Origin of the sequence: Pantoea rodasii (assembly GCF_002095465.1) — a bacterium.
GTDB lineage: Bacteria > Pseudomonadota > Gammaproteobacteria > Enterobacterales > Enterobacteriaceae > Pantoea > Pantoea rodasii.
Genome location: NZ_MLFP01000009.1, coordinates 53,726 through 78,539, shown reverse-complemented (window position 1 = coordinate 78,539; position 24,814 = coordinate 53,726). Strand labels below are relative to the sequence as shown.

Below are 24,814 nucleotides of genomic sequence, written 5' to 3'. Positions count from 1 at the left end.
AAAAGAGCAGGGAGTGTTACACCCGCTCTTGAGTGTAAGGCGCGGCCATCAGGCCGCCCTTAATGCGGAAACAGCAAACTAAACCGATTCGCGCCGTTGCTGCTGCTCACTTCACAGCTCCCCCCATGCAGCCGCATAATACTGCGCACAATTGAAAGGCCTAAACCGCTGCTGCCCTGATGGCGGGATGATTCGGCGCGCCAGAAGCGATCAAAAATGCGTGCCTGATGTGCTGCGCTTAACGGCTCGCCGCGATTTTCAACCATCAGCACCGTGCTGCCTTCCTGTATTTCACTGAATACCCGAATGGTTGAATCGCGCTCCCCATAGCGCAACGCATTGGCGATTAAATTGGCCAGCGCGCGTTGCAGCAGCAGCGGATCGGCCCGCACCGTTCCCTGCATATTCATGGCTAAGCGCATGGCTTGCTCTTCCGCCATGCCGTCAAAGTAATCCTGCAGCTTCACGCCGAGCTGCTTCAAATCGATAAGCTGCCAATCCATCACCTGGCTGGCATCTTCCGCTTTGGCCAGAAACAGCATGTTATCGATCATCTTTGCCAGCCGTTCCAGCTCTTCATAGTTGGAACCCAGCAGCGCCTGATATTCCCCCACGCTTCGGGGTTGGCTAAGTGCGACTTCAGTCTGACCGATCAAGTTGCCAATCGGCGTGCGCAGGTCGTGCGCCATATCCGCTGAAACCTGGCTTAGCTGCTGATATCCCTGTTCCAGGCGGCTTAGCATCTGGTTAAAGGCGGCAACCACCGGCAGCAGTTCGGCAGGCGCATCGTTAAGCTGAATGCGCTGTGATAAATGCCGTATATCGATGGCATCCGTTTTCGTTGCCAGACGATGCAGAGGCGATAAACCGCGTCGCACCAGCCAGGCACTGATGGCCGCCACCAGCAACGCGGCGAGAGCGGTCGAAAGGATGATCTGGTCACGATAGCTATTGAGCGTTTGCGTGCGGTCGCTCATCAGGCGGCCGGTGATGATCTCAATTTCGCCATTGCCATCGCGCGTCGGCGCCAGGGCAGCCGCGGAAATAAACGACGTGCCGTCTGTCGCTAACTGATGATGTACCGAGGAGAGCGCCAACGGCTTATCGGCCGGAATGGGGGTGATCTCGGGCATGGAACGCGCGCCCGGGTTAACCACGATCAGCGGAGGTTGGCCTGGAAAACGCAGGACCAGCAGGGATTCAGTGTTGCCCAGCATATTCGCGAACAAGCGCGGTTTTGCTGAATCAATGTGATGGCGTCTTCATCGCGCAGCAGAGTACGGATCTGATCGATACGCGTCAGTAATGCCGCGTCATCACGCAGACCAATCTGCTTTGCCAGCGATTGATAGAGCGCAAAGCCGCTGAGAGCAAAAATGACAATCACCGTGGCACTCAGCAGTAGCGACAAACGGGTAGCGAGCGCGCGTTTCTTCATGTTTCGGCTTCGCAGCGATAACCCACGCCGTGCACTGTATGAATCAGCGGTTGTGCGAACGGACCATCGATTTTCAGTCGCAGGCGTTTCACCGCCACATCCACCACATTGGTGTCGCTGTCGAAGTTCATGTCCCACACGCGAGAGGCAATAACGGTCCGCGTCAGCACTTCACCGGGATGCAGCAGGAAAAGATGCAGCAGATTGAACTCCTTATTCGTGAGATCGATGCGCTGCCCGCCGCGTTCAACCCGACGTTTGAGGATATCAAGTTGCAAATCGGCCAGCATCAACACATCAGGCAACTTCTGCTGACCGCCGCGTCGCAATTGTGTGCGGACGCGCGCCAACAGTTCTGCAAATGAAAAGGGCTTCACCAGATAATCATCAGCGCCAAGCTCCAGCCCTTTGATGCGATCCTCCAGAGTGCCTTTGGCGGTCAGGAAGATCACCGGCGTGTGAGTCTGTTTATCCAGCGCGGCCATCACCTCCCAGCCGCTCATGCCGGGCATCATTACGTCGAGAAGAATCAGGTCGTAATGGTGCTCTTGCGCAAAGAACACGCCATCCTGACCATTTTCCGCCACATCAACGATAAATCCCGCTTCCGTCAATCCTTTGCGCATGTAGTCGCGCGCTTTGGCTTCGTCTTCAATCACCAAAATTTTCATGCGAATCTCCGGGCGGGACAGAGGGTTAAGGCTGCGCGTGCTGGGCGGCCTGTTCAATCAGGTTAGTGACCTCACGCGGATGCGATTGGTACACCGAATGGCTGGCACCGGCGATTTCCACCGTATGACTATGGGCGCGTTTCGCGTACATGCGCTCTAAATCCGGGTTAATGATTTTGTCAGCTTTCGCCACCATGTACCAGCTAGGCTTGGTTTTCCAAGCCGGGTCCGGGATGTTGGCGGTGAACACGGCGGCGTTGGTTGGCATCTGCGCGTGCGCTTCAAAATCCGCCTGAGCGGCCGGCAAATCTGCGGCGAAATCACTGTGATAATTTTCAGGCGCGATGGTGAGATACCCATCAGCAGATTTGGCAAACGGATGTGCGCTATTTGGGAATTTTTTGCCGTTGCTGGCTTCGGTTTCGCCGTTATCCAGTGCGTGCGCGGCGATATAGACCAGTCCGGCCACTTTATCGTCATTCCCCGCTTCGCTGATGATCGCGCCGCCATAGCTGTGACCGACCAAAATCACCGGGCCATTTTGCTGGTCAATGATACGTCGCGTCGCAGTGACATCTTCCGGGAAACCGGTCAACGGTTCCTGCACCAGCGTCACTTTGTAGCCATCGTGCGTCAGGCGGTCGTATACCGGACGCCAGCCCGCACCGCCAACAAAGGCGCCGTGAACTAATACGATGTTCTTAATCGGCTGCGCTTCAGCTTGTGCTGCGCCACCGGCGAGGGTCATCAGCATGCTGGCTGCCAGGGTCAGTTTTTTCAGTTTCATGTTCGTGCTCCAAAGTAAGAAGGGTTCGGGCACAGGATAAGGAAACGGCGCTGACAGCAGGGTGAGCGAGTCATGACAAAAGAATGACATTGGGCCAGTTGCTGCTGTTGACCCGGCAAATCTGAGGCAGGAATTCGTGAACGGCCTCGCAAATTGAACAGATGCTGTCCGCGCTTTATTGCTAAACATTCGGGCTTGTGTAATCTATTCCATAACTTCACAAATAATCGTGAAGAAGGAAAGTACATTACAACTCGTCTTTGAAGGATCCTTCCTCATGTCAGAATTAAAGTTTGCGACACGCCTGAACTCTTTTGCCTCCGGGGCGCATTTATACTGGCCAGATCTCCAGGGAAAACCTTCCGTAGCACAAATGATTGCCCGAGCTGGGAAGGTTGAAGGGCTGACTCATCTCGATCTGAATTATCCGCAGCACATCACCAGCGACATCAATACACTGCGTCAAACCATTGCAGATGCAGGCCTGGCGGTAAACGGCATGCAGATGCGTTGGGATGCCCCGCAGTTCAAAATCGGTGCTTTTACTCATCCAGATGCCAAAGTGCGTCGTGAAGCGATTGAACTCACCAAACGCGGAATTGATGCGGGTCGTGAATTTGGTTCACGCCTGATGACGTTATGGATGGGGCAGGACGGCTTCGATTATTGCTTCCAGGCCGACTATAAAAAGATGTGGGAAGATGCCGTGAGTGCGGTACGAGAAGTGGCGGAATATGCACCAGATGTGGATGTCAGTATCGAATACAAACCCAACGAACCGCGCGCATACAGTATTTTCCCCAATGCCACCACTTGCCTGCTGGCGGTGGAAGAAGCGGGCTGCGCGAATTTGGGCATCACGCTGGATTTTGCCCACGTCCTGTTTGCCAATGAAGTCCCGGCATTTGCCGCTGCCATGGTCGCACGCCGTTCCCGACTGCTTGGGCTGGACCTGAATGATGGCTGGGGCAAACGTGATGATGGCCTGATGGTCGGTTCAGTTAACCCGCGCGCAACCCTGGAATTCCTGTGGCAGATGCAACGTGATGGCTACAACGGTGCTTATTACTTCGATACTTTCCCGGATGCGAGCGGTTTAGATCCTATCCGCGAAGCCGAAATCAATATTGCGACAGTGAAGCGCCTGCTGAAGCTCAGTGAAAAACTCAATAATAATTCCGCTCTGGAAGAGGCAATCAGTCGTCAGGATGCGGTGGCATCTCAGCAAATCGTTAACGACATCTTACTTGCCCAATAAGTTATTCAGTCACCCTGCATATTATTTAAAACGATAAAAAGGCTATCAACATGAAAAAGCTCTTACTCTCTGTACTGACCTCAGCATTGTTGTGCTCCAGCGTGCATGCCGCCACGTTATCCCCGTTGAAATCCGATTCAGAACCCGATCGTACTGACTGGACTCAGCTTGAAAGCAAATACGGTCCGTTGCCGAAAGTGGACAGTAAATTAAAGATCGGCGGCGTATCGAAAACTCTGACCAATGAATACTGGCGTTCACTGGGCGAAGGCTATCAAAACGTCGCGAAGAAATACGGTTTTACCGTGGCCTATCAGGCTGCAGCCAATGAAGACGACCAATTAGGTCAGTTGTCGATTGCTGAAACCTTAATTGCCCAAGGCTTTAATGGTTTGCTGGTTTCACCTCAGACCGATATCAACCTTGAGCCGGCGTTAGAGAGCGCCAGCAGCAAAGGTATCCCGGTCATCAACGTCAACGATGCGGTCGTGCCAAGCGCGCAGTATTACGTGGGTAACGTGCAGAAAGACAACGGTGCACGCGTGGCGAAGTGGTTTATTCAGCACTATCCACAAGGCGGTAAAGTGGCCGTGATTGAGGGCCAGCCAGGGGTTTATGCCGCCGGGCAGCGTACCGCCGGATTCAAAGAGACGTTGCAGGCCAACGGCAAGTTCAACATCGTAGCCAGCGTGCCGGCTAACTGGAGCCGCGAGCAGGCGTTTAACGCGGCATCCACCATTCTCCAGCAACATCCCGATCTGATTGGATTCTATGCCAACAACGACACGATGGCGTTAGGTGTCGTGGAGGCAGTGCGTTCCCAGAATAAAGATAAACAGACCGCTGTGTTTGGCACCGACGGCATCTCAGATGCCTATGCTTCTATTAAACGAGGTGAATTAACCGGAACGGTGGACAGCTTCCCGGTGCTGACGGGTGAAGTGGCAATGGAAGTGATGCTGCGTTTGGTGAATGGACAGAAACTGTCACGCGTTATCGCAACGCCACAAGCGCTGATCACCAAAGAGAATGCCGACGCGTTTTCAACCAAAGACAACGACAAATTACGCCAGTTGCTGGCACAGCAGTAAAACAGGCGGAGAGCGTATGGAACAGTATCGCTTAATGATGCGTGGCATCAATAAAACCTACGGCAGCGCGGTAGCGCTGCAGGATGTGGACTTTATGGTGCGGCCGGGTGAAGTGCACGCGCTGATTGGTGAAAACGGCGCGGGCAAATCAACGTTGCTGAATATTCTGTCCGGCGTTCGTCCGGCAGACAGTGGCGATATCCATGTCAATGGCGATCGGGTTCAGATGAAAACCCGCTGAGCGCGCGACATGCGGGCATCGCGATGATTCACCAGGAGTTGCAGCATGTTCCTGAACTCTCCGTTGCCCAGAACATGTTTTGGGCCGCCCGCTGACGACCTTAAACGGCCTGTTTGTAGATAAACGTGCACAGCTGGCGCGGGCCACCCACATCCTCAAGCAGCTTGATCCCAGCATTGATCCCGCTGAACCGATCAAGAATCTTATGGTATCGCAGCAGCAGATCGTGGAAATCGCTCGTGCCTTGCTGGATGAGGCCAAAATCATCGCCATGGATGAGCCAACATCAAGCCTTACCCCGCGCGAGTTTGAACGGCTGGCTGAGTTAATCAGTGATTTGAAATCCACTGGCGTTTCACTGATTTACGTGTCGCACAAAATGAATGAGATCTTCCAGGTATGCGATCGCGCCACCATCATGCGCGATGGGCGCCAGGTGGACGTCGTCAATATCTGTGATGAAACCGAAGAAAGTATTGTGGCGAAAATGGTGGGGCGCAAAATTGAAAAACTGGCGCACCAGTCGTGGGCAACCGATCGCGAAGTATTACAGGTCAAAAACGTCGCGCGAGGTCACGAGATTAAACCCGCAAGCTTCAGCGTATGCGCCGGCGAAGTACTGGGTATTGCCGGGCTGGTGGGTGCAGGACGCACTGAGTTGCTTAAACTGATTGCGGGAATCGACAAACGCAGCGCCGGGGAAGTGCGTGTGAATGGCCAGGCGGTGCGCAATCATAATGTCAGCGCAGCGATCCGCGCCGGAATTGGTTTGGTCCCTGAAGATCGTAAAAAAGAGGGCATCATTAAGGCCCGTGCCGTAAAAGTGAACATGGCATTGCCTTCAATGCGTAACTTCACTCTGGCAGGCATTATTCGTAAGGGAAAACTGAATGCCGTGGCGCAAGAGGTCATGTCAGATTTAAAACTGCGTCCGTTAGATATTGAAAAAACCATCGGCACGTTAAGTGGCGGCAATCAGCAGAAAGTCATTATCGGTCGCTGGGTTGCTGCGGATGCAGAGGTGTTTTTATTTGATGAGCCCACCCGGGGAATTGACATTGGGGCCAAATCAGAAATCTATAATTTAATCGAAAAGCTGGCCCAGCAAGGCAAAGCGATTGTGGTGGTTTCGTCGGAAATGACGGAGATATTACGCGTGTCCGACAGAGTATTAGTGATGCGTGAGGGAAAAATCACCCGCGAGTTAAAAGGTGATGACATTACCGAAGAGAACATTGCACGCTTTGCCATTAACGACATTAAAGAAGCCGTCTAGATCTCAATCAGCACTTTTTATATAGGCAAAACTATGATGACGCAAACAAATATACAGCCTGCGGCAGCGCCGACGGCAAAGTTTAAATTAAATTTACGTGATGCAGGAACGTTAATCGGGTTATTGATCATCGTGGTGACATTCTCGTTCTTGTCACCGGTATTTTTCACAGTTCCGAATCTGCTTAATATTTTACAACAATCATCCATCAATGCCTTGATTGCCTTGGGGATGACATTGGTTATCGTCTCGGGCGGCATTGATTTATCCGTCGGACCCACGGCGGCACTCTCTGCCGTGCTAGGCGCAACGATGATGGTGGCGGGGGTTCCGGTCCCCGTCGCGATTCTGGCGACCTTAGGCATCGGTGCTTTATGTGGCGTGTTCAGCGGGGCATTAGTGGCGTATGCCGGTCTGCAGCCGTTCATTGTGACGCTGGGTGGCCTGTCTCTGTTCCGTGCCATTGCGCTGATTTACACCGGCGGCAATCCGGTATTTGGTATCCCCATGGAGTTTCGCAGCATTATTAACAGCACGGTTATCGGCATTCCCACGCCTATCGTCATTGTTGCTGTGGTGGCGCTGGTGCTTTGGCTGGTAATGAATAAAACCCCGCTGGGCGAATATATTTTGGCGGTGGGCGGCAATGAAGAAGCCGCACGTGTTGCCGGTGTGCCAGTGAAACGCACGAAAATGACCGTGTTTATTATTTCCGGCACTCTGGCTTCTTTAGCATCATTAATTCTGATTGGACGCTTAGGGGCTGCCGAGCCCACCATCGGTAATTTGTGGGAGTTAGATGCGATTGCTGCAGCGGCGATTGGTGGCGCATCACTGATGGGCGGTAAAGGCAGTATTGTCGGCACCCTTATCGGCGCGATCATCTTGGGCGTGTTGCGTAATGGATTGACTCTACTGAATATTCAAGCCTTTTATCAATTGCTTGCCACGGGGCTAATCATTATCATAGCGATGTTGATTGACCGGGCGACAAGAGGCAGGTAATGAAGCAAGATCCGCGAGCCATTGGCGCTCAAATTCGCATGCGATTACCGCAACTGACACCGTTAGAGCGGCGTGTTGCCGAGGCCATTATTGCCAGGCCAGACATTAATGAACAAACTTCACTGCAAGAGATTGCTGAAGAAAATAATGTCTCACAGGCGATGATTGTGAAAATCACCAAGAAGCTCAATTTTACCGGCTTCCGTAATTTTCGAACCGGACTGATTTATTACAATCAATCTGAAGTGGCTGGGTTACATGCGGAAATTGAGCCAGATGATTCGTCGGAACAGTTGCTGGCGAAAGTATTCAGAACCTCGATTCAGGCCATTGAAGAGTCACTTTCGATTCTGGATGTTTCTGAATTTAATCGTGCTGCTGATATTTTATTTAAAGCGCGTCATATCGATCTTTATGCTGTGGGAGGGTCCGCGACAGTCGCGCGAGACTTATCGCATAAGCTGTTAAAGATCGGTATTAAGTCTACGGCGTATGATGATGCACATATTATGCTGATGTCAGCAGCAGTGTTATCTGATGATGACGTAGTGATTGCCATCAGCCATTCTGGTGCGACACGCGCGGTAAACGATCCAATTAAATTAGCTGCACGCAATGGTGCAAAGATTATTGCTATTACCAATTACGCCGAGTCGCCTATTGCGCGTAATGCGCATGTGGTACTGACATCAACCTCTCAGGGATCGCATCTGCTTGGGGAGAATGCCGCGGCACGTATCGCGCAATTGAATATTCTCGATGCGTTGTTTGTTGCTATTGCCAAAAAAGATTTAAAGCTGGCGGAAAAGAATTTGATGAAAACCCAGCGTGCGGTTCAGGATCTGCGGGACTTTTAGTCATGAACAATATTATCGTCGCCGGTAGCCTGCATTACGACATTATGCTGGCGGCCCATCATCGCCCGGAAAAGGGCGAAACCGTGATGGGGAACGGCTGTAGTTATAAATTTGGCGGCAAAGGCGGCAACCAGGCGGTGGCGGCGGCGCGCGCAGGTGCCACGGTGCGGTTTATTGGCGCGGTAGGCGCCGATGCGCAGGGTGAATTCCTGCTTGATGCGCTGCGAAAGGCAGGCGTGAACACCGATGCGGTCGCGGTTCTGCCGGATGTCGCCTCGGGAATGAGTGTGGCGATCAGCGATGCGGAAGGCGATTATGGTGCGGTTGTGGTGTCCAATGCCAACTTGCATATAGATGTCTCCGCATTACCTGAAGAACTGTGGCATGGCGCGGGCTTGCTGGTGTTGCAAAATGAAGTGCCGGCGAGGGTGAATTTGCAACTGGCGCAGCAGGCCAGGCAGAGGGGAATTGCGGTCTGTATTAATGCCGCACCCGCGCGAGAAATTGAACCGGCGTTAGCCGCCTGTATTGATTTGCTGATCGTGAATGCGGTTGAAGCGCGGGATATGTGCCACATCGAGGTGACTGATTTGGCCTCTGCGGGTCTGGCGGCACAAAAGCTGGCGCAAGATTTTGCGCAGGTGATTGTGACGGCGGGCGAACACGGGCTGGCAGTGTGTCAGGCGGATGAACCGGTGCACAGTTTGCCCGCCATTGCGGTGAAACTGATCAGTACCCATGGCGCAGGCGACTGTTTTGTCGGTGTTTTGAGTCAGGTATTGGTTTCTGGCGCCTCATTGTCTGAGGCGGCAGGGAGAGCTAATCAGGCGGCGGCGGAGCACGTTTCTCGTCCAGCCACCGCTTAAACGCGCGCGGATCTTCCCCGGTATTAAGATTCTTTTACTGCCGGGGATAAAATCGCTTAACTCCTTCTGTTTAATAAGAATTCCCTCTGCATCAATTCCATTTTTTTAGTGGTGGTAATGTTTCCCTCATGTTATTAACTCTGCATGCCGTTGCGAATTAACCTGCCTGCTGGAGATAACAATGAAAAAGAGTTTGTCCTTCGCCTTATTACTTTCGCTTGGCGCCTTTAGCCATCTCTCCTTTGCTGAACAGACGCTGCGTTTTGGCGTCGATCCTACCTTCCCACCGTTCGAATCCAAAGCCAGCGATGGCTCGCTGAAAGGATTTGATATCGACCTCGGCAACGCCATTTGCGCCCAGGCGAAAGTGAAGTGTCAGTGGGTACAAATAGGGTTTGATGGCAGCATTCCGGCGCTGCAGGCGAAAAAATTTGATGCCATCCTCTCGGCGATGTCGATGACAGAGAAGCGCCGCGAGCAAGTGGATTTCAGCAACATGCTGTACATCACCCCCAGCGCGCTGTTAACGCCGAAAAACAGCAGCCTGACCGAAGATATCAGCACGCTGCACGGTAAAAATATCGGCGTCGCGCAAGGCACCATTCAGGAAACCTATGCCAAAGCCAAATGGGCGCCGCAGGGCGTGAATGTGGTGTCATATCCGAATCAAATGGAGATATATCCGGATTTGGTTGCGGGGCGGTTAGATGGCTCGCTGGCGAATGCGGTGTCAGCGGATCAGGGCTTCCTGAACACGCCTGAAGGCAAAGATTACGTGATTAAAGCCACGCTGGTGGATAAAGAACTGTTGGGCAACGGCGTAGGGATCGGCTTGCGCAAAGGCGATGAAGTGCATCTGAAGCTGATCAATGATGCGCTGGCTGAGTTGCATAGCAACGGAACCTACGACCAGCTGGCGAAAAATATTTTAAATTCAAAGTCTATCCTTAAGCACCATGATCACGGGAAACACCATGTCCGCACTGCCGCATTACCCTTCTCAACGCGCGCGCTTTCTGGCGGCGGTTGAGCGACAAAACGGTGTGGCCACCGCTTACGAACATCCATTACCGGGCCCGCTGGGTGAGAAACTCTTTACCGATGTCGCCGTGATCGGCGATCCCAGCGCCAGTAAGCTGATGATGATCATCTCTGGCACGCATGGCGTGGAAGGTTATTACGGTTCGGATAGCCAGATTGACTGGCTTAATCGATTCACACTGTCAACCTTGCCCGCAGACACCGCGATTGTTTTGCTGCATCTGATCAATCCATGGGGTGCAGCACATTTGCGGCGCGTCAATGAAGACAACATCGACCTGAACCGCAACTTCATTGATTTCACCCAGGCGGTGCCAGCCAACACGGCATACCGCGCGTGGCACGGTATTTACCATGGCGAGCGTGCCAGCGCCGATGGTCTGCTCTCAGACACCTTCAAGGGTGCTGGCTGGCAGGCGATGAAACGCGTGGTGGAGGCCGGTCAGTATGATTATCCAGACGGCTTCTTTTATGGCGGTGCCCAGCCCAGCTGGTCGTATCGCACGCTGCAAACCATCATCGCCAACCATTTGTCGCAGGCGGAAACCATTCTGAGTTTCGATTTGCACACCGGTGCCGGCGCGTGGGGTCATCCCATGCTGCTGTCGATTGCCGAGCAGCAGGTTAAGGCGCATCAGTGGGGGAAAACGCTGTACGGTGAATGGCTGACGCTGTTGTTTACGGGCGCAGGCCGAGACAGTGAAACTGGCGTGACCGCCACGGCAACAGGGTATCTTTCACAGTTCCTGCTAACGTCATTACCGCATACGCAGATATTGCCGCTGGTGGTGGAGTGCGGCACCTATCGCGGGGAAGAGATGCATCAACGCGTGCGGGACGATCATTGGCTGCATCTGCAGGGCGAACCGTCCAGTGAAGAGGGACGCGTCATCAAACAGCAACTGGTCGAAGGCTTCTGGCCGGCAGATCGCGACTGGCGCGATCTGGTGGCATTTCGTACCCAGCAGATTTTTGTGCGGGGATGGAATGGGTTACTGAACATCAATCACAACCGACCGTAAAACGTCATGCGCGCCGTTTCTGATAACGCGATCCCCGGTTGTGTATTGTAGGCCAGCACCGCCAGCATGCGGGTGATGTCGCCTTCGGTCGGGGTAACGCGATGCATTGAGTTGCGGCCACGGAACAGCACCAGATCCCCTGCATCAATCGCCAACGCGTCCACCGGTTGGCGCTGATCCAGCACCGCCGCAACGCCATCGAAGTTCATCTCTCCCGCATCCGCATCGCGCAAATCCTTCACATACTGGAATACCGCACCGGCACGCGGTTTCTGTAACAGCAGAGTGATCGCGAAGGAGGAGTTATCAAAGTGCCAGCCGAGTTCCTGTCCTGCGGGCGCGTAATGCAGGTTGATGGAGGAGAGCGGATCGGCATACGGATAAAGTGCCGTTTCACCCAGCACATCACACAGGAAGCTTTTGAACAATTCATCGTTATAAAGCTGACGCAGCGGCGATTCAGCGGCAATCACATCATCGGTAATGCAGCCTTTGGTGCTGATCACATCGCGATTGCGTGGATGGTCAGTGCTGAAGGCCTCATCTTTTTTCATCAGATAGACATTATGTTTGCTGAGCGTGTGATAGGCCAGATGGCGCTGCGCATCGCCTTCGGCAATGATGCTTTGCAATGCCGCCGGTTGCAAAAATTGACGTAGCACCAGCGCGCCGTCCTGGTTGAGCTGTTCACGGCAATCACGTCGCCAGTCGGCGTCGGCCAGCGGATGCAGATCGAAACGAATCAATGCAGACATAGCAACAGTTCTCATTTTACAGGTGTGTCATCACAGTAACTGACTGATATGTTAGTGCGTAACGATAAAAATTTAATGACCTGCTAAGGAAACCTTAATGCCCCCTCAATCACCGCGTTTACCGAAAATCAGCGTTATCCAGTCATTCAAGGTCGCGGCGGAGCTGGGCAGTCTGGCAAAAGCGGCGGCGCAGCTGGCCTTAACGCCCGCAGCGGTCAGTCAGCAAATCCGGCAGCTTGAGGAGCAGCTAGGTAGCGCGCTGTTTGTGCGCACGCAAAGTGGCGTGATGTTAACGGACACCGGCAAAGAGTATCTGCGTTATGTCACCGAAGCTTTTGATATCTTGCATCTGGGTCAGCAGAACCTGCGTCACGTTGCGTCGATGCCAAAACTAACCCTCTATTCACTGCCTGCGTTGGCTTCAAAGTGGCTGCTGCCGAACATTGCGCAATGGCGCGCGGACTGTCCTGATATTGACCTGTCGCTGCATGGCACCCACGCGCAGGTGGATTTTAATGCCACGCCCGCCGATTTTGTCATCTGCTTCGGCGAAGATCGCTATCCACAGCTGGATAAACAGCGTCTGTTTCTGGATGAAGTGGTGCCTGTCGCCAGCCCGGCGCTGCTGCAGCGCTATTCGATGGCAACGGTATTGCAACAGGCCCCGCTGATTCATCTCGACTGGGGCAACGAAGGGCGCTTTCTACCCGACTGGCGCAGCTGGTTTCAGGCCAAAGGCATAGCGGAACCTGCACCGCAACCGGCCTTGAGCTTCAATCTCACCTCGCTGGCCATCGATGCGGCGGTGGCGGGCGCGGGCTTGCTGCTGGGGCAGAAAACGCTGATTGCTGCTGAGCTGGCACGAGGCGATTTGGTTATGGTTGATGGGTTAAGCCTGCCGCTGAGTAAACCCTATTTCCTCGCCTGGCCACAACGTTCACGCAGCCAGCCGGGCAGCGAAGCGTTAATTAACTGGCTGGGACAGTTGGCAAGTTAACAAAATGTTAACTTAGGCAGCGTTGTGCCGCAGGGATTGCTCTATGCTTATCCGCTTTGCGCGACGGATTGAAGACAAGGAGTTCAGTCAGTGACTTCAGAAATGCATTTCTGGCTTACCACATGCGTGGTGGGTATCACCATTTTGCTCTGGGCCATTGGCCGCTTGCCGGAATACCTGACCGCGCTGCTGTTTTTTGCCGCCGCCACGCTGTTGAATATCGCCCCCGCCAGCACTATTTTCAGCGGATTTGCCTCCTCGGCATTCTGGCTGGTGTTGAGTGGTTTTGTGCTTGGCGCGGCGATCCGTAAAGTGGGTCTCGCGCAACGCTGGGCAAACTGGCTGGTGGTGCCGCTAAGCCAGAGTTGGACGCGGATGATCGCGGGCACACTGGTGCTGACCTATCTCCTTGCGCTGGTGATGCCTTCAAATATGGGACGTATCGCGCTGCTGATGCCGGTGGTGCTGGCACTCGGCGAACGTGCCGGAATTAAGGCCGGTAGTCAGGGCAGCATTGGCCTCGCCCTGGCGGTGGGCTTTGGCACCTTTCAACTCTCCGCCAGCATTTTACCCGCTAACGTGCCCAATCTGGTGCTGAGCGGTGCGGCCGAAAGTGCTTATCAGATCCATCTGCAATGGCTGCCATGGTGGCTGCTGCATCTGCCGGTGGTGGGGATAGGCAAAGGAATATTACTCGCCGCCTGCATCTTGTTGCTGTTTCGCGCCAGGCCACAGCCGGTGCGCCATCGCGATCGACTTGAGCCGTTAAGCCGCAGTGAATGGCGGCTGATTGGGTTACTCGCGATAACCTTATTGCTGTGGATGACGGACAGCTTGCACGGTTTGCCCGCTGCGTGGGTGGGACTGGCGGCGGCCTGCCTGTGCTTACTTCCGCGCATCGGCTTTCTTACGGGCGATGACTTTGCCAGCGGCGTCAATTTCCGCACCTGTATCTATATCGCCGGCATTCTTGGCGTCGCCACGGTGGTCGTGGAGTCCGGGCTCGGACGTCTGATCGCCAATTTGCTGCTCAGCGTGTTGCCGTTGCACGATCATGCTTCGTTCGCAAATTTTGCGGTGCTCAATGCGCTGGTCTCGCTGCTCAACTTTGTGCTCACCGCCAATGGCGTACCGGCGATGGTCACGCCGATGGCACAAGAGTTGGCAAGCGCCTCTGGGTTCTCTTTGATCAGTGTGGTGATGCTGCAAGTCTTCGCCTATGCCACTCCGTTGTTACCTTATCAGGCTTCGCCGATCGTCGTGGCGATGGGGCTGGGCAACGTTCCTGCCAAAGCGGGTTTAAAGCTGTGCGTGCTGGTGTTTGTTTTCAGCGTGCTGCTGCTGTTGCCGCTGGATTATGCATGGTTTAGCCTGCTAGGCTACGCCTGACTTTTCGCTAAAACACGAGCCCTGAGATCATCACCATGACCGCCAATAACGATTGGGTCGATTTTCGACGCGACGATGAAACCGGTATCGAAAGCGTCAACGCGCACTTTCGCGGGCACGCGTACGATCCGCACGATCACGATGAGTTATTGGTGGGTGTGACGCAGCAGGGCTTACAGCGTTTTAACTGTCATCGTGCATTGCATACCAGCACGCCGGGCCGCGCGATTTTGATTGAGCCGGGCGCGGTGCATGATGGCCACGCGCCTAACGCAGAAGGTTTCACTTACACCATGCTCTATCTGCCGCAACATTGGGTGGCAAGGATGATGCAACGTCGCGGTTTGGGCGATGTCTCCAACATTGAAGGCGCGTTTCGCCATACGCTGAACGATGATGCACTGCTGGCCAGTGCCATCCAGCAAGCCTGGTTCAGCGTCCATCACAGCGAAGGGCGTCTGGCGCGCGATCAAAGCCTCGATCATCTGATGACGATGCTCTCGCGCCATATTGAAACCAAACCCAGCGCCCAGCAGGGCGAAGCGATGAGACAAATGCAGCTGATACGCGATTACCTGCACGATTTCATGGCGCAGGATATTGGTCTGGATGAGCTAGGACGTTTGTCGGGCATCGATCGCTTCAAATTGACGCGTCAGTTTAAACAGGCGTTCGGTCAGTCACCGCATGCTTATCTGGTGCGCCTGCGATTGCGTCAGGCGCGCGTATTGCTGGCCCAGGGCGTTGAACCGGTGCAGGTGGCGGCTCAGGTGGGATTCGCCGACCAAAGCCATCTTGGCCGCTGGTTCCAGCGCGCCTATCGCATGACACCGGCTGCTTATCAACGCCAGTGCACAAACGTTCTATACCCCGCACCCACCGCTCTAAGATGATGAGGTTTTCGACCTCACCGGAGAGCAGTCACAGATGTTTGATACCAAAATCGCCCTGATCGTACGTGATGATTTAGCCACCTGGCAGCGCCTGAATGTGGTGGCTTTCCTCGCCACCGGCATCGCTTCCGCCGCGCCAGAAATGATGGGTGAAGCGTATATCGATGCCAAAGGGCGTCAGTATGGCAACATGGCGGGCCAGCCGATGCTGGTGTTTGCCGGAGACATCACGGGATTGCAACGCGCACACCGCCAGGGACTGGAGCGTGAATTAACCCTTATCCCTTACGTGGAAGCGATGTTCGCAACCGGGCACGATGCTGCCAATCGCGAAGTGTTCAGGGCGGAAGATGCCGATAACCTGAACCTGGTGGGCATTGCGATCCGTGGCCCCAAAAAAGCAGTCGATAAGGCGATCAAGGGGCTGGCTTTACACAGCTAAGCCGTTTATCGCCCCCAATCCGTCGATAGCATCAAATGGCGCGTATAAGGGTGCTGCGGAGCAGACTTCAGCTGCTCCGCGGTGGCCAGCTCAACAATTTCACCGCCTTTCATCACGGCAATCTGATGGCTCATATGCTGCACGACGCCAGGATCGTGCGAAATAAACAGCATCGACAACCCCAACTGCTGCTGTAGATGCCGCAGCAGATCCAACACTTGTGCCTGCGTCGTCACGTCCAGTGCCGAAACCGGTTCATCACAGATTAAGATCTCGGGATCGGAGGCCAAAGCCTGAGCGATGGCCACACGCTGGCGCTGCCCTCCCGATAAGGCGCTGGGGCGGCGCTGCAACAGCGTTTCTGATAAGCCCACCAGCCGCATCAGCTCTTTGACTCGCGCCTGGATAGCGTGCTGTGTCGTATTGGATTTCAACTTCAGTGGCTGCTCAATAATCTGCTGTACCTGATACTGCGGATCAAAGGAGCCGAGAGGATCCTGGCTGATGGTTTGAATGCGCGCGCGCAGCCCGCGCCGTTGTGACTCCGATAGTATGCTCCAGGCTTGTCCCGCCAGATTGACCTCACCGCGTTGTACTTTTTGCACGGCAAGCAGCACTTTACCCAGGGTGGTTTTACCGCAGCCCGATTCACCCACCAGCCCCAGCGTTTCCCCTTTGCGCAGTTTTAGGCTGACATCGCGTAAGACCTGATGGCGCGAACCGTCTGGCCGTTGAAAAGCCAGCGTGAGATTACGGGCTTCCAATAGGGTGGGCGCAGCGGTGGGCTGCGCTGCCATGCTGGGCGCCAGAGACGTGTTGGCAGAAGAGAGCCACTGTCCACGCGTATGGGAGCCGGGCACCGCAGCCAGCAAGCGTTGGGTATAAACATGCTGTGGATGCGCCATTAACGCGGAGGTGGTGCCGGTTTCAACACTTTCACCGTCCTTCATCACCACGACCCGGTCGGCAATTTTAGCCACCACCGAGAGGTCATGGGTGATCAGCAAAATGCCATGTCCTTGATCGGCCAGTTGTCTGAACAGCGCCAAAATGCGCTGCTGTACGGTGACGTCTAATGCGGTGGTGGGTTCATCCGCAATCAGGAGTTGTGGGCCTGCGGCCAGCGCAGAGGCAATCAGCGCACGCTGGCGCAAGCCACCCGACAGCTCATGCGGGTACTGCAACATGCGGTTTGCCGCATCATCCATACCCACGTCGGTTAATAACGCGGTAACACGTTGATTCACCTCGCTTCGGCGCAGCTTGTGGTGAATGCGCAGCGCTTCAGCCACTTCCTGACCGACCGTGCGTAAGGGGTCCAATGATGTCAGTGCATCTTGCAACACAAAGCCCACGGCTTTACCGCGCACGCTACGCCATGCACCGCTGTTCAGGGTGAGTAAATCGATAGTCTGCCGGGCGTGCGTGAGATTCAGCCGCTCCGCATCAACCTGAGCGTTTTCACCCGCCAGCCCGACCAGCGCCCGTGCAGTGGCGGACTTACCCGATCCTGATTCACCCACCAGCGCCAAAATTTCGCCGGCATTGACGTGGAAAGAGAGGGATTTTACTGCATCAATCACTCCTTCAGCCGAGGGGAAACGCACGCGTAACTTTTCAACCTGCAACAAGGGCTGTGAACTCATCGTGAGGATTTTCCCTGTAGTAAAAGAACTTGCAAGCGGCGACCAAACAGCGTCAGTGCGATCACGGACAGCGCGACAACGGTGGCCGGCAGCAGGCTCATCCACGGCGCAATATCAAAATAATCTCTGCCTTCAGCCAGCATCGCGCCCCATTCAGCCATCGGCGGAATAACGCCCATGCCGAGGAAACTGAGCGAAGAGGCATGCAGCACTGACTGGCCGATACCCAGCGTGACCAGAATCAACAGAGGGCGCAGCGTGTTCGGTATGATATGGCGGATCACAATGGTTAAAGGGCGTTCTCCGACGATCACCGCTTGCTGTACGTAACCGGACAATTTGACCTGCAAAATCTGCGACCGCAGCAAACGGGCATATCCTGCAATGCTTGATAGCCCAACCGCCAGTAACGTATTCACCGGGCCGCGACCGAGCACCGCAATCACCAGCAGTGCCAGCAACAGTTCGGGAAACGCGAGCAGGATATCCAGCACGCGAACCACCACTTTTTGCACACTGCGTGGCCCTAATGAAGCCAGCACGCCCAATACGATGCCGCCTGCACATCCCAATAGCGTTGCTCCCACGCCAATACTGAGTGACAGCGCTGAGCCATAAATGACACGACTGTAAACATCACGGCCTAACGCGTCGGTGCCAAAAAAATGCTGCCATGAAGGCGGTTGCAGCACCGCCTCCATATCCATCTCTTCCGGGCCCTGCAGGGCAAACCACTGCGGCGCGATTACGATCAGCAGCAGCAAAACAATCACGGCGGCGGGGAATAACGTTTTTAATGACAGTAGCGGGTGCGTGAAACGCCATCTGAACTGACGGCGCGATAGCAGAAGGGGAGGATTACTCATCTTGAACACTCCGGGTGCGCAGGCGAGGATCAATGATCAGATAGAGCGCATCGACCAGCAGGTTAATCACCACAAATAACAGGGCGGAGAGCATCACTAAACCCAGCACCAGCGGCATATCGCGGCTGGCGATGGCGTTTAAGGTGATTTTCCCTAATCCGACGCGGCCAAACACGGTTTCCGTCAGAATGGATCCGCTGAGTACGTTGGCTAACAGCGTGCCGGTTAGGGTGGAAATCGCTAAGGCAGAATGGCGCAACCCATGACGCAGGCGCAGCAGGGTTTCACTGGCACCACGTGTGCGGACGGTGAGGGCAAAGGGCTGCGTGAGCGCCTCCTCCAGCCCATCGCGTAAGACCTGGCTTAAGATGGCGGTCAGCGGCAGGCTGAGTGCAATAACGGGCAAAACCAGCGATTGCCAGCCGTCATTGCCCATCACGGGAAACCATTGCAGATGAAAGCTGAACAGGCTTAGCAAAATAATGCCGATCCAATACACCGGCGTGCTGAGTAAACAGAGTTCAAGCGTGGCAAAGCAGGCTCGCAGCGTATGCCAGCGACCGGCAGTAGCGAGTGCATTGAGGATAGCCAGTGAAAGCGCCAGTAACAGGGCACACAGCGCCAGTTGCAACGTTTGGCCAAGTGCGGCGCCGATCACCTGGATGACGGGCGCGCGGTATTGATAGCTGTCCCCGAAATGCCCGATTAACGCCTGTCCGCAATAGCGCAGATATTGCAGCCATACGGGCTTGTCCAGGCCAAACTGAGCGGTCAATACCGCACGGTAGGCATCGTCAACCACGCTATCACCGCCGCTGAGGATCAACACGGGATCGCCCGGGATCAGTTTAAGCGCAATGAAGGTCAAGGTCGCCGCCCCCCAAAGCACGGCGATAAGGGTGAAAAAGCGGCGGATGATTGCGGTCGCCATATTATTGGCTCAGCCAGGCATCGTAGAAGGTGGGCTTAGCGTTGGTAGACCAACCGACACCGTGCAACTGCTTGCTGATGCCGAATTGATACGCCGGAACGTAAATCGGCACCGCATAGGCTTGATCGATGATCTGATGCTGGATTTCACTATAAAGCTGCTTGCGCTGCGCATCCGCTACACCAATCGCCTGCGTGAGCTTGTCGTCCAGCTGCGTGACACGGGCATAATCCCCGCCTTTTGGCGGAATGTAGGCGGAGTGAAATACGGTGCGCAAGATATCCGGTTCCGCGCGCACGTAAAAGTTCGAGGCTATATCGTAATCATTGTCTGCACTGCGAGCGGTAAATACGCCGGTATCCACGGGATCGAGTTTGAGTTCAAAACCGGCTTTTTTAACCTGAAACTGTAAGGCCTGGAACAGCGTGAGGTCGGCGCTCTCGGCAGAGGTGGGATCATAGAGGAAGCGAACGGTTAAGGGTTTACCCGCTTTATTGCGCACCCCGTTTTCAGCGACCTTCCAGCCAGCCTGATCCAGCAATTTCTCGCTGAGCGCCAAATCGAAGCGCGTGGTTGCAGTGGCGTCGTAATACAGCGTCTGGGGACCCAGAATTGTATTGGCGGGTTTTAAGGTGCCAAAGAACGCCACTTTGACGGCGGATGCGGCATCAACCGCGTGTAAAAAGGCCTGACGCACCTTCACGTCCTGGAAAACACCGGTTGACTGATTGAGATACAGGACACGGTTCACGCCGGGATTTTCTTTGGTGAGGATTTGGATTTGTGGATTATTTTTTAGCGAACGTGCATTAGCCGGGGGCACGGCATCAATAGCCTGCACCTGATGGCTGGTGAGCGCGCCTAAACGCACAGACGATTCCGGCAGGTATTTAAAGTTTATCGCCTGCAGCCACGCGGGACCGGTGTGTTTCGCATAACCCGCTGGCCAATGGTAATCATCGCGTCGGGTCAGCTGGCTGCCATTCCCCTTCACAAAGGATTTCAGAATAAACGGCCCGGAACCCACCACGGTGTTGCTTGTGTTTGGCGTGTTTTTGAGATAGGTGGGAGACTGAATGCCTAAATAGGGCAAACTGAGTCCCTGCAACAGTGAGGCAAACGGTGTTTTGTAATGAATAACCACCGTGTAGGCATCAGGGGTGGTGATGTCGCTAATCGGGCCCAGCAGTGATTTGCTGTAGCTGGAGGTGGTTTTCGGATCGAGAATACGGTCGAGATTATATTTTACGGCGGCGGCATCCAGCGGTGTTTTATCGCTGAACGTCACATCTTTGCGCAGATGGAAAGTGTACTGCGTATGATCGTCATTGATTTCCCAGGCAGTCGCCAGCCAGGGAGTAAAACGATTATCTTCAGCCTGCCCAACCAGAGAATCCACCACGTTGCGCGTGACTAAAGCCGTGACGGAATAGCCCGTAATGGAAGGATCGATGATTGGGGTATCGCTGCCTAACGCCACATTTAGCGTCCCCCCGGCAACCGGCTTCTCCTCTGCCGTCGCCACCTGCGAGAACAGCACCCCTGCCAATAAAGGCGCCGCGATTATTTTTGTTTTTTTACTGATTTGCATGCTCGATCCTCAGATTACGTAAAAGTTTCCCAGACATCGGGTTCACCCTACGAATCTGTGGCCGCACAGAAAACTGATAATAAACGCTATTGAATTCCGTAAATTACATAATGGTTACGCGGCGGTCGCTTAGCTCAGTTAAATCGAATGCCGGCATCGACAATAAATTGAGCGGCGGTACATCCTCGCGCATCATCTGAGGCGACGAACAGGGCCATGGCGGCAACATCCCGGCCTTGTAAATCGATGTTAATGGCCTGCATACGGGCGATCTCTTCATTAGCCTGCGGCGAACGCCACAGGGCTTGCTGGCGTGGGGTGTTAATGGCGCCCGGAACCAGACAGTTCACGCGAATACCATATCCACCTAACTCGCGCGCTAAGGTTTGGTTGAGACCGAGGATGGCAGCTTTCGCTGTGGTGTAGCCCACCATACCGGGGCGGCCCTTCATCACGGAGGTTGAGCTGGTAAGCAAAATCACGCCTGATTGCTGTTCGCGCATCACCGCCGCTGCCGCCTGACTAGCGAACAGTTGATGATCCAGATTCAACGCCATACGCTGCTGCCAGTAATCGGGCTCGACGCTAAAAAAATCATGACGCTCATCATTGGCCGCATTGTTAATCAGCACGTCGATACCGCCTTCCTGCACGGCAATGTGTTGAATGGTGTGGCGTAACGTGGCGATGTCGCGTAAGTCACAAGGATAAAAACGAGCAGGTTGCTGAGCGGTCAAAGCGGCGCCCGCTTCCTGATCAATATCGAGGAAATGGACGTGGCTCCCTTGCTGACAAAATGCTTCAACCAAATCCGAGCCAATGCCACTTGCACCTCCCGTCACGATGACGGTTTTACCCTGCAAGCTGGCATAGCGGGTGTAAACATGTGGCAAAATTCACCTCCTCAGAGCGGTGCCAAAAAGTCGTGCATTACCGTCCCATCTAACCGCTCAGTGGCAACCCCTAACAAGGTGGCGATGGTTGCGGCGGGATCGATCATGCGGTAGGGCCCAAATCGCTGACGGTCGCGATAATAGTTTTGGCGAATACCCGCGCCGTAAGCGAGTAGTACGCCATAGTTAGCGCTATGCTCGGTTTCGGCGCTGGGCTTCTGTGGGCCATGGTTCGCTCCAGGTGCACTTACCGGGCAGATTGCCGAACCCTCACGGCTGGTGCCCCAGACAAATCCAGTATTGTAGGTAAACAGCACATCACCGGCTTCATCCCCCAATAGCCAATACTGGCGGCATCCTCTTTGCGCAACACCCAGGCAACTGCCGCCCGCTGATCAATTTGCCAGCGATTGAGGGCATCAATAACCTTGTTCCGCACCTGCTCAAATTCTGCTGGCGCAACAACGCCCTGGCTTTCACGCCCCTTGAGATTAATAAAGATCTCCAGGCCTCCCCGAGCATCTTTCAAATAGACCTGGCTTTGCTGGGGAAGGGGTTTATCCGCGGCGTCATAAGTGACCAGCCCCAGTTGCGCCAAATAGCGATTGATATCGCACATATATTCGTTAGGCACATCGCCATGATCGGAAGCCAGTAACAACGTTGTCTGCTCATCCATGTGGTCGAGGATGTGTCCGATTGATCTATCCAGTACCTGATAACATTCCCGCATCACGGCGACGTAAGCGTCAGCTTCATCGGCACGGAAAAAAGGCGATTGCGGATCATATTGCCCAAGGCACAAATGGTGAGATTCATCTACCAGATGATGTACGCCGATCCACAGAGCATAGCCGTGATCATGTGTTAAATGCAGCGCACTATTTGCCATCCACAGTGACTGGTGCTCAGCATCCTGCAAGGTCGATGCGCGATAGGCTTCTTTGGGTGAGGCTTTAATTGCCCACTGACTGAAGAAAGGGCCAAAATTATCGATCAACGCTTGGGTGACCAGTGCATCAGAACCGAGGCGTTGTGGGTAGGTAATTTCGCTTTGAATCACCTCAATAAGCGACGTTTCTGGCTGCCATGCGGCCAGCCAAAAGCGTACGGCGCCGCCTTCCGCGACATCGCCCAGCGGTAACCAATCACTCCATTCATCACGCTTCAGCTCTACAGCGCGCTGTTGATAATGAATGTATAGCTGCCCGGCGCTGTGTTGGAGTGAAAGGGGGATAGCATCGGTACGCGCAGATTGAATATGCAGCTGGTGATTTTCTATTGGCTGCCACAATCCTTTCTCGTGATATGCCAGCGGCGATGACGGGGGCCAGCCCAGTGTTTGTTGGGGGGGATCCCTGGGTGCGTTGCGTTCGCCATAGCGTGTGGTGAAAATGGCCGGCGTCGCAAAGGTGAACGGGCAAGGCGCGGCGCTTGCCCAATACGGTGCCAGGGTGAAATGAGGCGCAGGAGCAGAGATACTTTCAGGAAAATGCACCAACGCCGCACGTAATCCTTGTTGCTCAAGTTTCTCCAGCAGGTTGCCGGAGTCCTTATAGGCGGTAGGCTGTGATTGGCCTAACCAGGATGTCCCCGGGCTTTGCCCAGACAGAAATGCCACCCAATTAACGTCACCCCATGCGGAGATATTGGGCAACAGTTCACCTGCTGCGCCCCCGTCTAACATGCGTTTGATATGGGGCAAAGCGCCCTCAGCGACAAATTTTTTGATCAACGGCATCATCAGCCCGTCTACACCAAATACAATCACTTTCCGACTCATCAACATCAATCCTTAGTTAAGACGTAGGCCATTTTCAGCATCAAACAGGTGCGCATGGTGTGCGTCCGGTGCGAGATGCAGCGTTTGCCCCGGCACGGCATCAATACGCTGATGAAACAGTGCCGTGGCTTTTTGTTGTCCGATGTTCAACATGATTTGGGTCTCAGCACCGGTTGGCTCAACCACGCTGACCTGTGCAGCCACGCTGTTGTGCGGTTGTAAGACGAAGTGCTGTGGACGAATACCGTAAAGCACGCGGCGGCCCTGCGCTAAGCCACTGTTGTCGGGGGCGGGTAACGGAATTCCATCGTCGGTCACCACCGTACCATCAGCTTGAATCTGACCAGCGAACAGGTTCATGGAGGGCGAACCAATAAACGATGCGACAAAGGCATTGGCGGGATGATCGTACAGTTCGAGCGGCGTACCCACTTGTTCGATCTTCCCATCACGCAGCACCACAATACGGTCTGCCATGGTCATGGCTTCGACCTGATCGTGCGTGACATAAATCATGGTGGTGTTTAGCCGCTGGTGGAGTGCCTTAATTTCAGTACGCACTTCAACGCGCAGCTTGGCATCGAGGTTGGACAGCGGTTCATCAAACAAGAACAGCCGAGGGTGGCGCAAGATGGCTCGGCCCATTGCCACACGCTGGCGCTGTCCTCCGGATAATTGCGCCGGTTTACGTGTGAGCAGTGGGGTTAAACCCAGCGTAGCAGCAACCTGCTCAACCTGCGGTTGAATGGCCGTTTTGCTCTGACCTTGCATCTTGAGAGAGAATCCAAGGTTCTCCGCGACGGTCATGTGGGGATACAGAGCGTAATTCTGGAATACCATTGCCATATTGCGTTCTTGTGGCGAGAGGTCATTGATCACCTCGCCATCCAGCGCTAATTCACCGCCTGTGACACTCTCCAGCCCCGCGATCATTCGCAGCAGGGTGGATTTGCCGCAACCCGAAGGCCCAACCAATGCCACAAATTCTCCGTGATGAATCTCCAAATCAATGCCGCGGATGATGTCGTGCTGTTCATAGCTTTTATGCAGATTTTTTAACGTCAGCGTTGCCATA

The 24,814-nt window shown here is 54.4% G+C and carries 22 protein-coding genes and 2 pseudogenes; 12 read left to right on the top strand and 12 right to left on the bottom strand.

From position 1 onward, the window contains the following. Positions 1-59 precede the first annotated feature (59 nt). The 4 genes from HA45_RS13430 to HA45_RS13420 are packed head-to-tail and all read right to left on the bottom strand — an operon-like array spanning position 60 to position 2,896. Complete coding sequence (locus tag HA45_RS13430) at positions 60-1,217, bottom strand: heavy metal sensor histidine kinase (protein ID WP_366557342.1); 1,158 nt, start codon at positions 1,215-1,217, stop codon at positions 60-62. Beyond that, the gene (locus HA45_RS29065; RefSeq protein ID WP_366557341.1) at positions 1,160-1,438 is read right to left on the bottom strand and encodes a hypothetical protein; all 279 of its coding nucleotides are present in this window, start codon (positions 1,436-1,438) and stop codon (positions 1,160-1,162) included. The genes HA45_RS13430 and HA45_RS29065 overlap by 58 nt, the downstream gene beginning before the upstream one ends. Beyond that, positions 1,435-2,109: a heavy metal response regulator transcription factor gene (locus HA45_RS13425; protein ID WP_100703165.1), complete on the bottom strand. Its 675-nt coding sequence runs from the start codon at positions 2,107-2,109 to the stop codon at positions 1,435-1,437. Before HA45_RS13425 ends, HA45_RS29065 begins: the two co-directional genes overlap by 4 nt. A gap of 25 nt (positions 2,110-2,134) precedes the next feature. After that, positions 2,135-2,896 (bottom strand): alpha/beta hydrolase, encoded by a 762-nt coding sequence (locus HA45_RS13420; protein WP_100703166.1) that lies wholly within the window; start codon positions 2,894-2,896, stop codon positions 2,135-2,137. Positions 2,897-3,173: 277 nt separating this feature from the next. Here HA45_RS13420 and HA45_RS13415 point away from each other — a divergent pair, with 277 nt between their 5' ends. From HA45_RS13415 to HA45_RS13380, 8 genes and pseudogenes are all read left to right on the top strand, one after another. After that, complete coding sequence (locus HA45_RS13415; protein WP_100703167.1) at positions 3,174-4,154, top strand: sugar phosphate isomerase/epimerase family protein; 981 nt, start codon at positions 3,174-3,176, stop codon at positions 4,152-4,154. Between the two features lie 50 nt (positions 4,155-4,204). Next, on the top strand, positions 4,205-5,245 hold the full coding sequence (locus tag HA45_RS13410) for a sugar ABC transporter substrate-binding protein (RefSeq protein ID WP_100703168.1): 1,041 nt from the start codon (positions 4,205-4,207) through the stop codon (positions 5,243-5,245). 16 nt (positions 5,246-5,261) lie between these two features. After that, a pseudogene (locus HA45_RS13405) lies at positions 5,262-6,762 on the top strand (sugar ABC transporter ATP-binding protein). Positions 6,763-6,795: 33 nt separating this feature from the next. Then, on the top strand, positions 6,796-7,767 hold the full coding sequence (locus tag HA45_RS13400) for an ABC transporter permease (protein ID WP_100703170.1): 972 nt from the start codon (positions 6,796-6,798) through the stop codon (positions 7,765-7,767). Continuing rightward, on the top strand, positions 7,767-8,624 hold the full coding sequence (locus HA45_RS13395) for a MurR/RpiR family transcriptional regulator (protein ID WP_100703171.1): 858 nt from the start codon (positions 7,767-7,769) through the stop codon (positions 8,622-8,624). The genes HA45_RS13400 and HA45_RS13395 overlap by 1 nt, the downstream gene beginning before the upstream one ends. Before the next feature lie 2 nt (positions 8,625-8,626). Further along, positions 8,627-9,490, top strand: coding sequence for a PfkB family carbohydrate kinase (locus HA45_RS13390; protein WP_100703172.1), 864 nt, complete (start codon positions 8,627-8,629; stop codon positions 9,488-9,490). A gap of 181 nt (positions 9,491-9,671) precedes the next feature. Next, a pseudogene (locus HA45_RS13385) lies at positions 9,672-10,441 on the top strand (transporter substrate-binding domain-containing protein). 23 nt (positions 10,442-10,464) lie between these two features. Next, complete coding sequence (locus tag HA45_RS13380) at positions 10,465-11,553, top strand: DUF2817 domain-containing protein (RefSeq protein ID WP_100703174.1); 1,089 nt, start codon at positions 10,465-10,467, stop codon at positions 11,551-11,553. On the opposite strand, the gene HA45_RS13375 is transcribed toward HA45_RS13380, so the two are convergent. Next, positions 11,538-12,308 carry a 2OG-Fe(II) oxygenase gene (locus HA45_RS13375; RefSeq protein ID WP_100703175.1) on the bottom strand — a complete coding sequence of 257 codons (771 nt, stop codon included), beginning with the start codon at positions 12,306-12,308 and terminating at the stop codon, positions 11,538-11,540. The genes HA45_RS13380 and HA45_RS13375 overlap by 16 nt on opposite strands. A 97-nt stretch (positions 12,309-12,405) precedes the next feature. Between HA45_RS13375 and HA45_RS13370 the strand changes: the two genes are divergently transcribed. The 4 genes from HA45_RS13370 to HA45_RS13355 all read left to right on the top strand — a co-directional run bounded on the left by HA45_RS13370 (position 12,406) and on the right by HA45_RS13355 (position 16,029). After that, positions 12,406-13,305 (top strand): LysR substrate-binding domain-containing protein, encoded by a 900-nt coding sequence (locus HA45_RS13370; RefSeq protein WP_100703176.1) that lies wholly within the window; start codon positions 12,406-12,408, stop codon positions 13,303-13,305. A gap of 102 nt (positions 13,306-13,407) precedes the next feature. Beyond that, on the top strand, positions 13,408-14,694 hold the full coding sequence (locus tag HA45_RS13365) for an SLC13 family permease (RefSeq protein ID WP_167390584.1): 1,287 nt from the start codon (positions 13,408-13,410) through the stop codon (positions 14,692-14,694). Between the two features lie 35 nt (positions 14,695-14,729). Then, a complete protein-coding gene (locus HA45_RS13360) occupies positions 14,730-15,587 on the top strand; it encodes an AraC family transcriptional regulator (protein WP_100703178.1) in 858 nt (285 codons plus the stop codon). Positions 15,588-15,621: 34 nt separating this feature from the next. Beyond that, complete coding sequence (locus HA45_RS13355) at positions 15,622-16,029, top strand: DUF2000 family protein (protein WP_100703179.1); 408 nt, start codon at positions 15,622-15,624, stop codon at positions 16,027-16,029. Positions 16,030-16,034: 5 nt separating this feature from the next. On the opposite strand, the gene HA45_RS13350 is transcribed toward HA45_RS13355, so the two are convergent. The 7 genes from HA45_RS13350 to HA45_RS13320 all read right to left on the bottom strand — a co-directional run bounded on the left by HA45_RS13350 (position 16,035) and on the right by HA45_RS13320 (position 24,813). Next, the gene (locus HA45_RS13350) at positions 16,035-17,675 is read right to left on the bottom strand and encodes a dipeptide ABC transporter ATP-binding protein (RefSeq protein WP_100703180.1); all 1,641 of its coding nucleotides are present in this window, start codon (positions 17,673-17,675) and stop codon (positions 16,035-16,037) included. Further along, complete coding sequence (locus HA45_RS13345) at positions 17,672-18,541, bottom strand: ABC transporter permease (RefSeq protein WP_100703181.1); 870 nt, start codon at positions 18,539-18,541, stop codon at positions 17,672-17,674. Before HA45_RS13345 ends, HA45_RS13350 begins: the two co-directional genes overlap by 4 nt. After that, positions 18,534-19,472, bottom strand: a complete 939-nt coding sequence (locus HA45_RS13340) for an ABC transporter permease (protein WP_100703182.1) — start codon at positions 19,470-19,472, stop codon at positions 18,534-18,536. The genes HA45_RS13345 and HA45_RS13340 overlap by 8 nt, the downstream gene beginning before the upstream one ends. 1 nt (position 19,473) lies before the next feature. Next, on the bottom strand, positions 19,474-21,063 hold the full coding sequence (locus HA45_RS13335; protein WP_100703183.1) for an ABC transporter substrate-binding protein: 1,590 nt from the start codon (positions 21,061-21,063) through the stop codon (positions 19,474-19,476). 134 nt (positions 21,064-21,197) lie between these two features. Further along, on the bottom strand, positions 21,198-21,956 hold the full coding sequence (locus tag HA45_RS13330; RefSeq protein WP_205960968.1) for an SDR family NAD(P)-dependent oxidoreductase: 759 nt from the start codon (positions 21,954-21,956) through the stop codon (positions 21,198-21,200). Between the two features lie 247 nt (positions 21,957-22,203). Further along, positions 22,204-23,739: an alkaline phosphatase family protein gene (locus HA45_RS13325; protein ID WP_158087319.1), complete on the bottom strand. Its 1,536-nt coding sequence runs from the start codon at positions 23,737-23,739 to the stop codon at positions 22,204-22,206. Positions 23,740-23,751: 12 nt separating this feature from the next. Further along, the gene (locus tag HA45_RS13320) at positions 23,752-24,813 is read right to left on the bottom strand and encodes an ABC transporter ATP-binding protein (protein WP_100703186.1); all 1,062 of its coding nucleotides are present in this window, start codon (positions 24,811-24,813) and stop codon (positions 23,752-23,754) included. Between the last annotated feature and the right edge of the window lies 1 nt (position 24,814).

Bases quoted from the DNA above. Each gene is read 5' to 3' on its own strand.
- HA45_RS13430 (WP_366557342.1), bottom strand. From the start codon at position 1,217: ATGCTGGGCAACACTGAATCCCTGCTGGTCCTGCGTTTTCCAGGCCAA.
- HA45_RS29065 (WP_366557341.1), bottom strand. From the start codon at position 1,438: ATGAAGAAACGCGCGCTCGCTACCCGTTTGTCGCTACTGCTGAGTGCC.
- HA45_RS13425 (WP_100703165.1), bottom strand. From the start codon at position 2,109: ATGAAAATTTTGGTGATTGAAGACGAAGCCAAAGCGCGCGACTACATG.
- HA45_RS13420 (WP_100703166.1), bottom strand. From the start codon at position 2,896: ATGAAACTGAAAAAACTGACCCTGGCAGCCAGCATGCTGATGACCCTC.
- HA45_RS13415 (WP_100703167.1), top strand. From the start codon at position 3,174: ATGTCAGAATTAAAGTTTGCGACACGCCTGAACTCTTTTGCCTCCGGG.
- HA45_RS13410 (WP_100703168.1), top strand. From the start codon at position 4,205: ATGAAAAAGCTCTTACTCTCTGTACTGACCTCAGCATTGTTGTGCTCC.
- HA45_RS13400 (WP_100703170.1), top strand. From the start codon at position 6,796: ATGATGACGCAAACAAATATACAGCCTGCGGCAGCGCCGACGGCAAAG.
- HA45_RS13395 (WP_100703171.1), top strand. From the start codon at position 7,767: ATGAAGCAAGATCCGCGAGCCATTGGCGCTCAAATTCGCATGCGATTA.
- HA45_RS13390 (WP_100703172.1), top strand. From the start codon at position 8,627: ATGAACAATATTATCGTCGCCGGTAGCCTGCATTACGACATTATGCTG.
- HA45_RS13380 (WP_100703174.1), top strand. From the start codon at position 10,465: ATGTCCGCACTGCCGCATTACCCTTCTCAACGCGCGCGCTTTCTGGCG.
- HA45_RS13375 (WP_100703175.1), bottom strand. From the start codon at position 12,308: ATGTCTGCATTGATTCGTTTCGATCTGCATCCGCTGGCCGACGCCGAC.
- HA45_RS13370 (WP_100703176.1), top strand. From the start codon at position 12,406: ATGCCCCCTCAATCACCGCGTTTACCGAAAATCAGCGTTATCCAGTCA.
- HA45_RS13365 (WP_167390584.1), top strand. From the start codon at position 13,408: ATGCATTTCTGGCTTACCACATGCGTGGTGGGTATCACCATTTTGCTC.
- HA45_RS13360 (WP_100703178.1), top strand. From the start codon at position 14,730: ATGACCGCCAATAACGATTGGGTCGATTTTCGACGCGACGATGAAACC.
- HA45_RS13355 (WP_100703179.1), top strand. From the start codon at position 15,622: ATGTTTGATACCAAAATCGCCCTGATCGTACGTGATGATTTAGCCACC.
- HA45_RS13350 (WP_100703180.1), bottom strand. From the start codon at position 17,675: ATGAGTTCACAGCCCTTGTTGCAGGTTGAAAAGTTACGCGTGCGTTTC.
- HA45_RS13345 (WP_100703181.1), bottom strand. From the start codon at position 18,541: ATGAGTAATCCTCCCCTTCTGCTATCGCGCCGTCAGTTCAGATGGCGT.
- HA45_RS13340 (WP_100703182.1), bottom strand. From the start codon at position 19,472: ATGGCGACCGCAATCATCCGCCGCTTTTTCACCCTTATCGCCGTGCTT.
- HA45_RS13335 (WP_100703183.1), bottom strand. From the start codon at position 21,063: ATGCAAATCAGTAAAAAAACAAAAATAATCGCGGCGCCTTTATTGGCA.
- HA45_RS13325 (WP_158087319.1), bottom strand. From the start codon at position 23,739: ATGAGTCGGAAAGTGATTGTATTTGGTGTAGACGGGCTGATGATGCCG.
- HA45_RS13320 (WP_100703186.1), bottom strand. From the start codon at position 24,813: ATGGCAACGCTGACGTTAAAAAATCTGCATAAAAGCTATGAACAGCAC.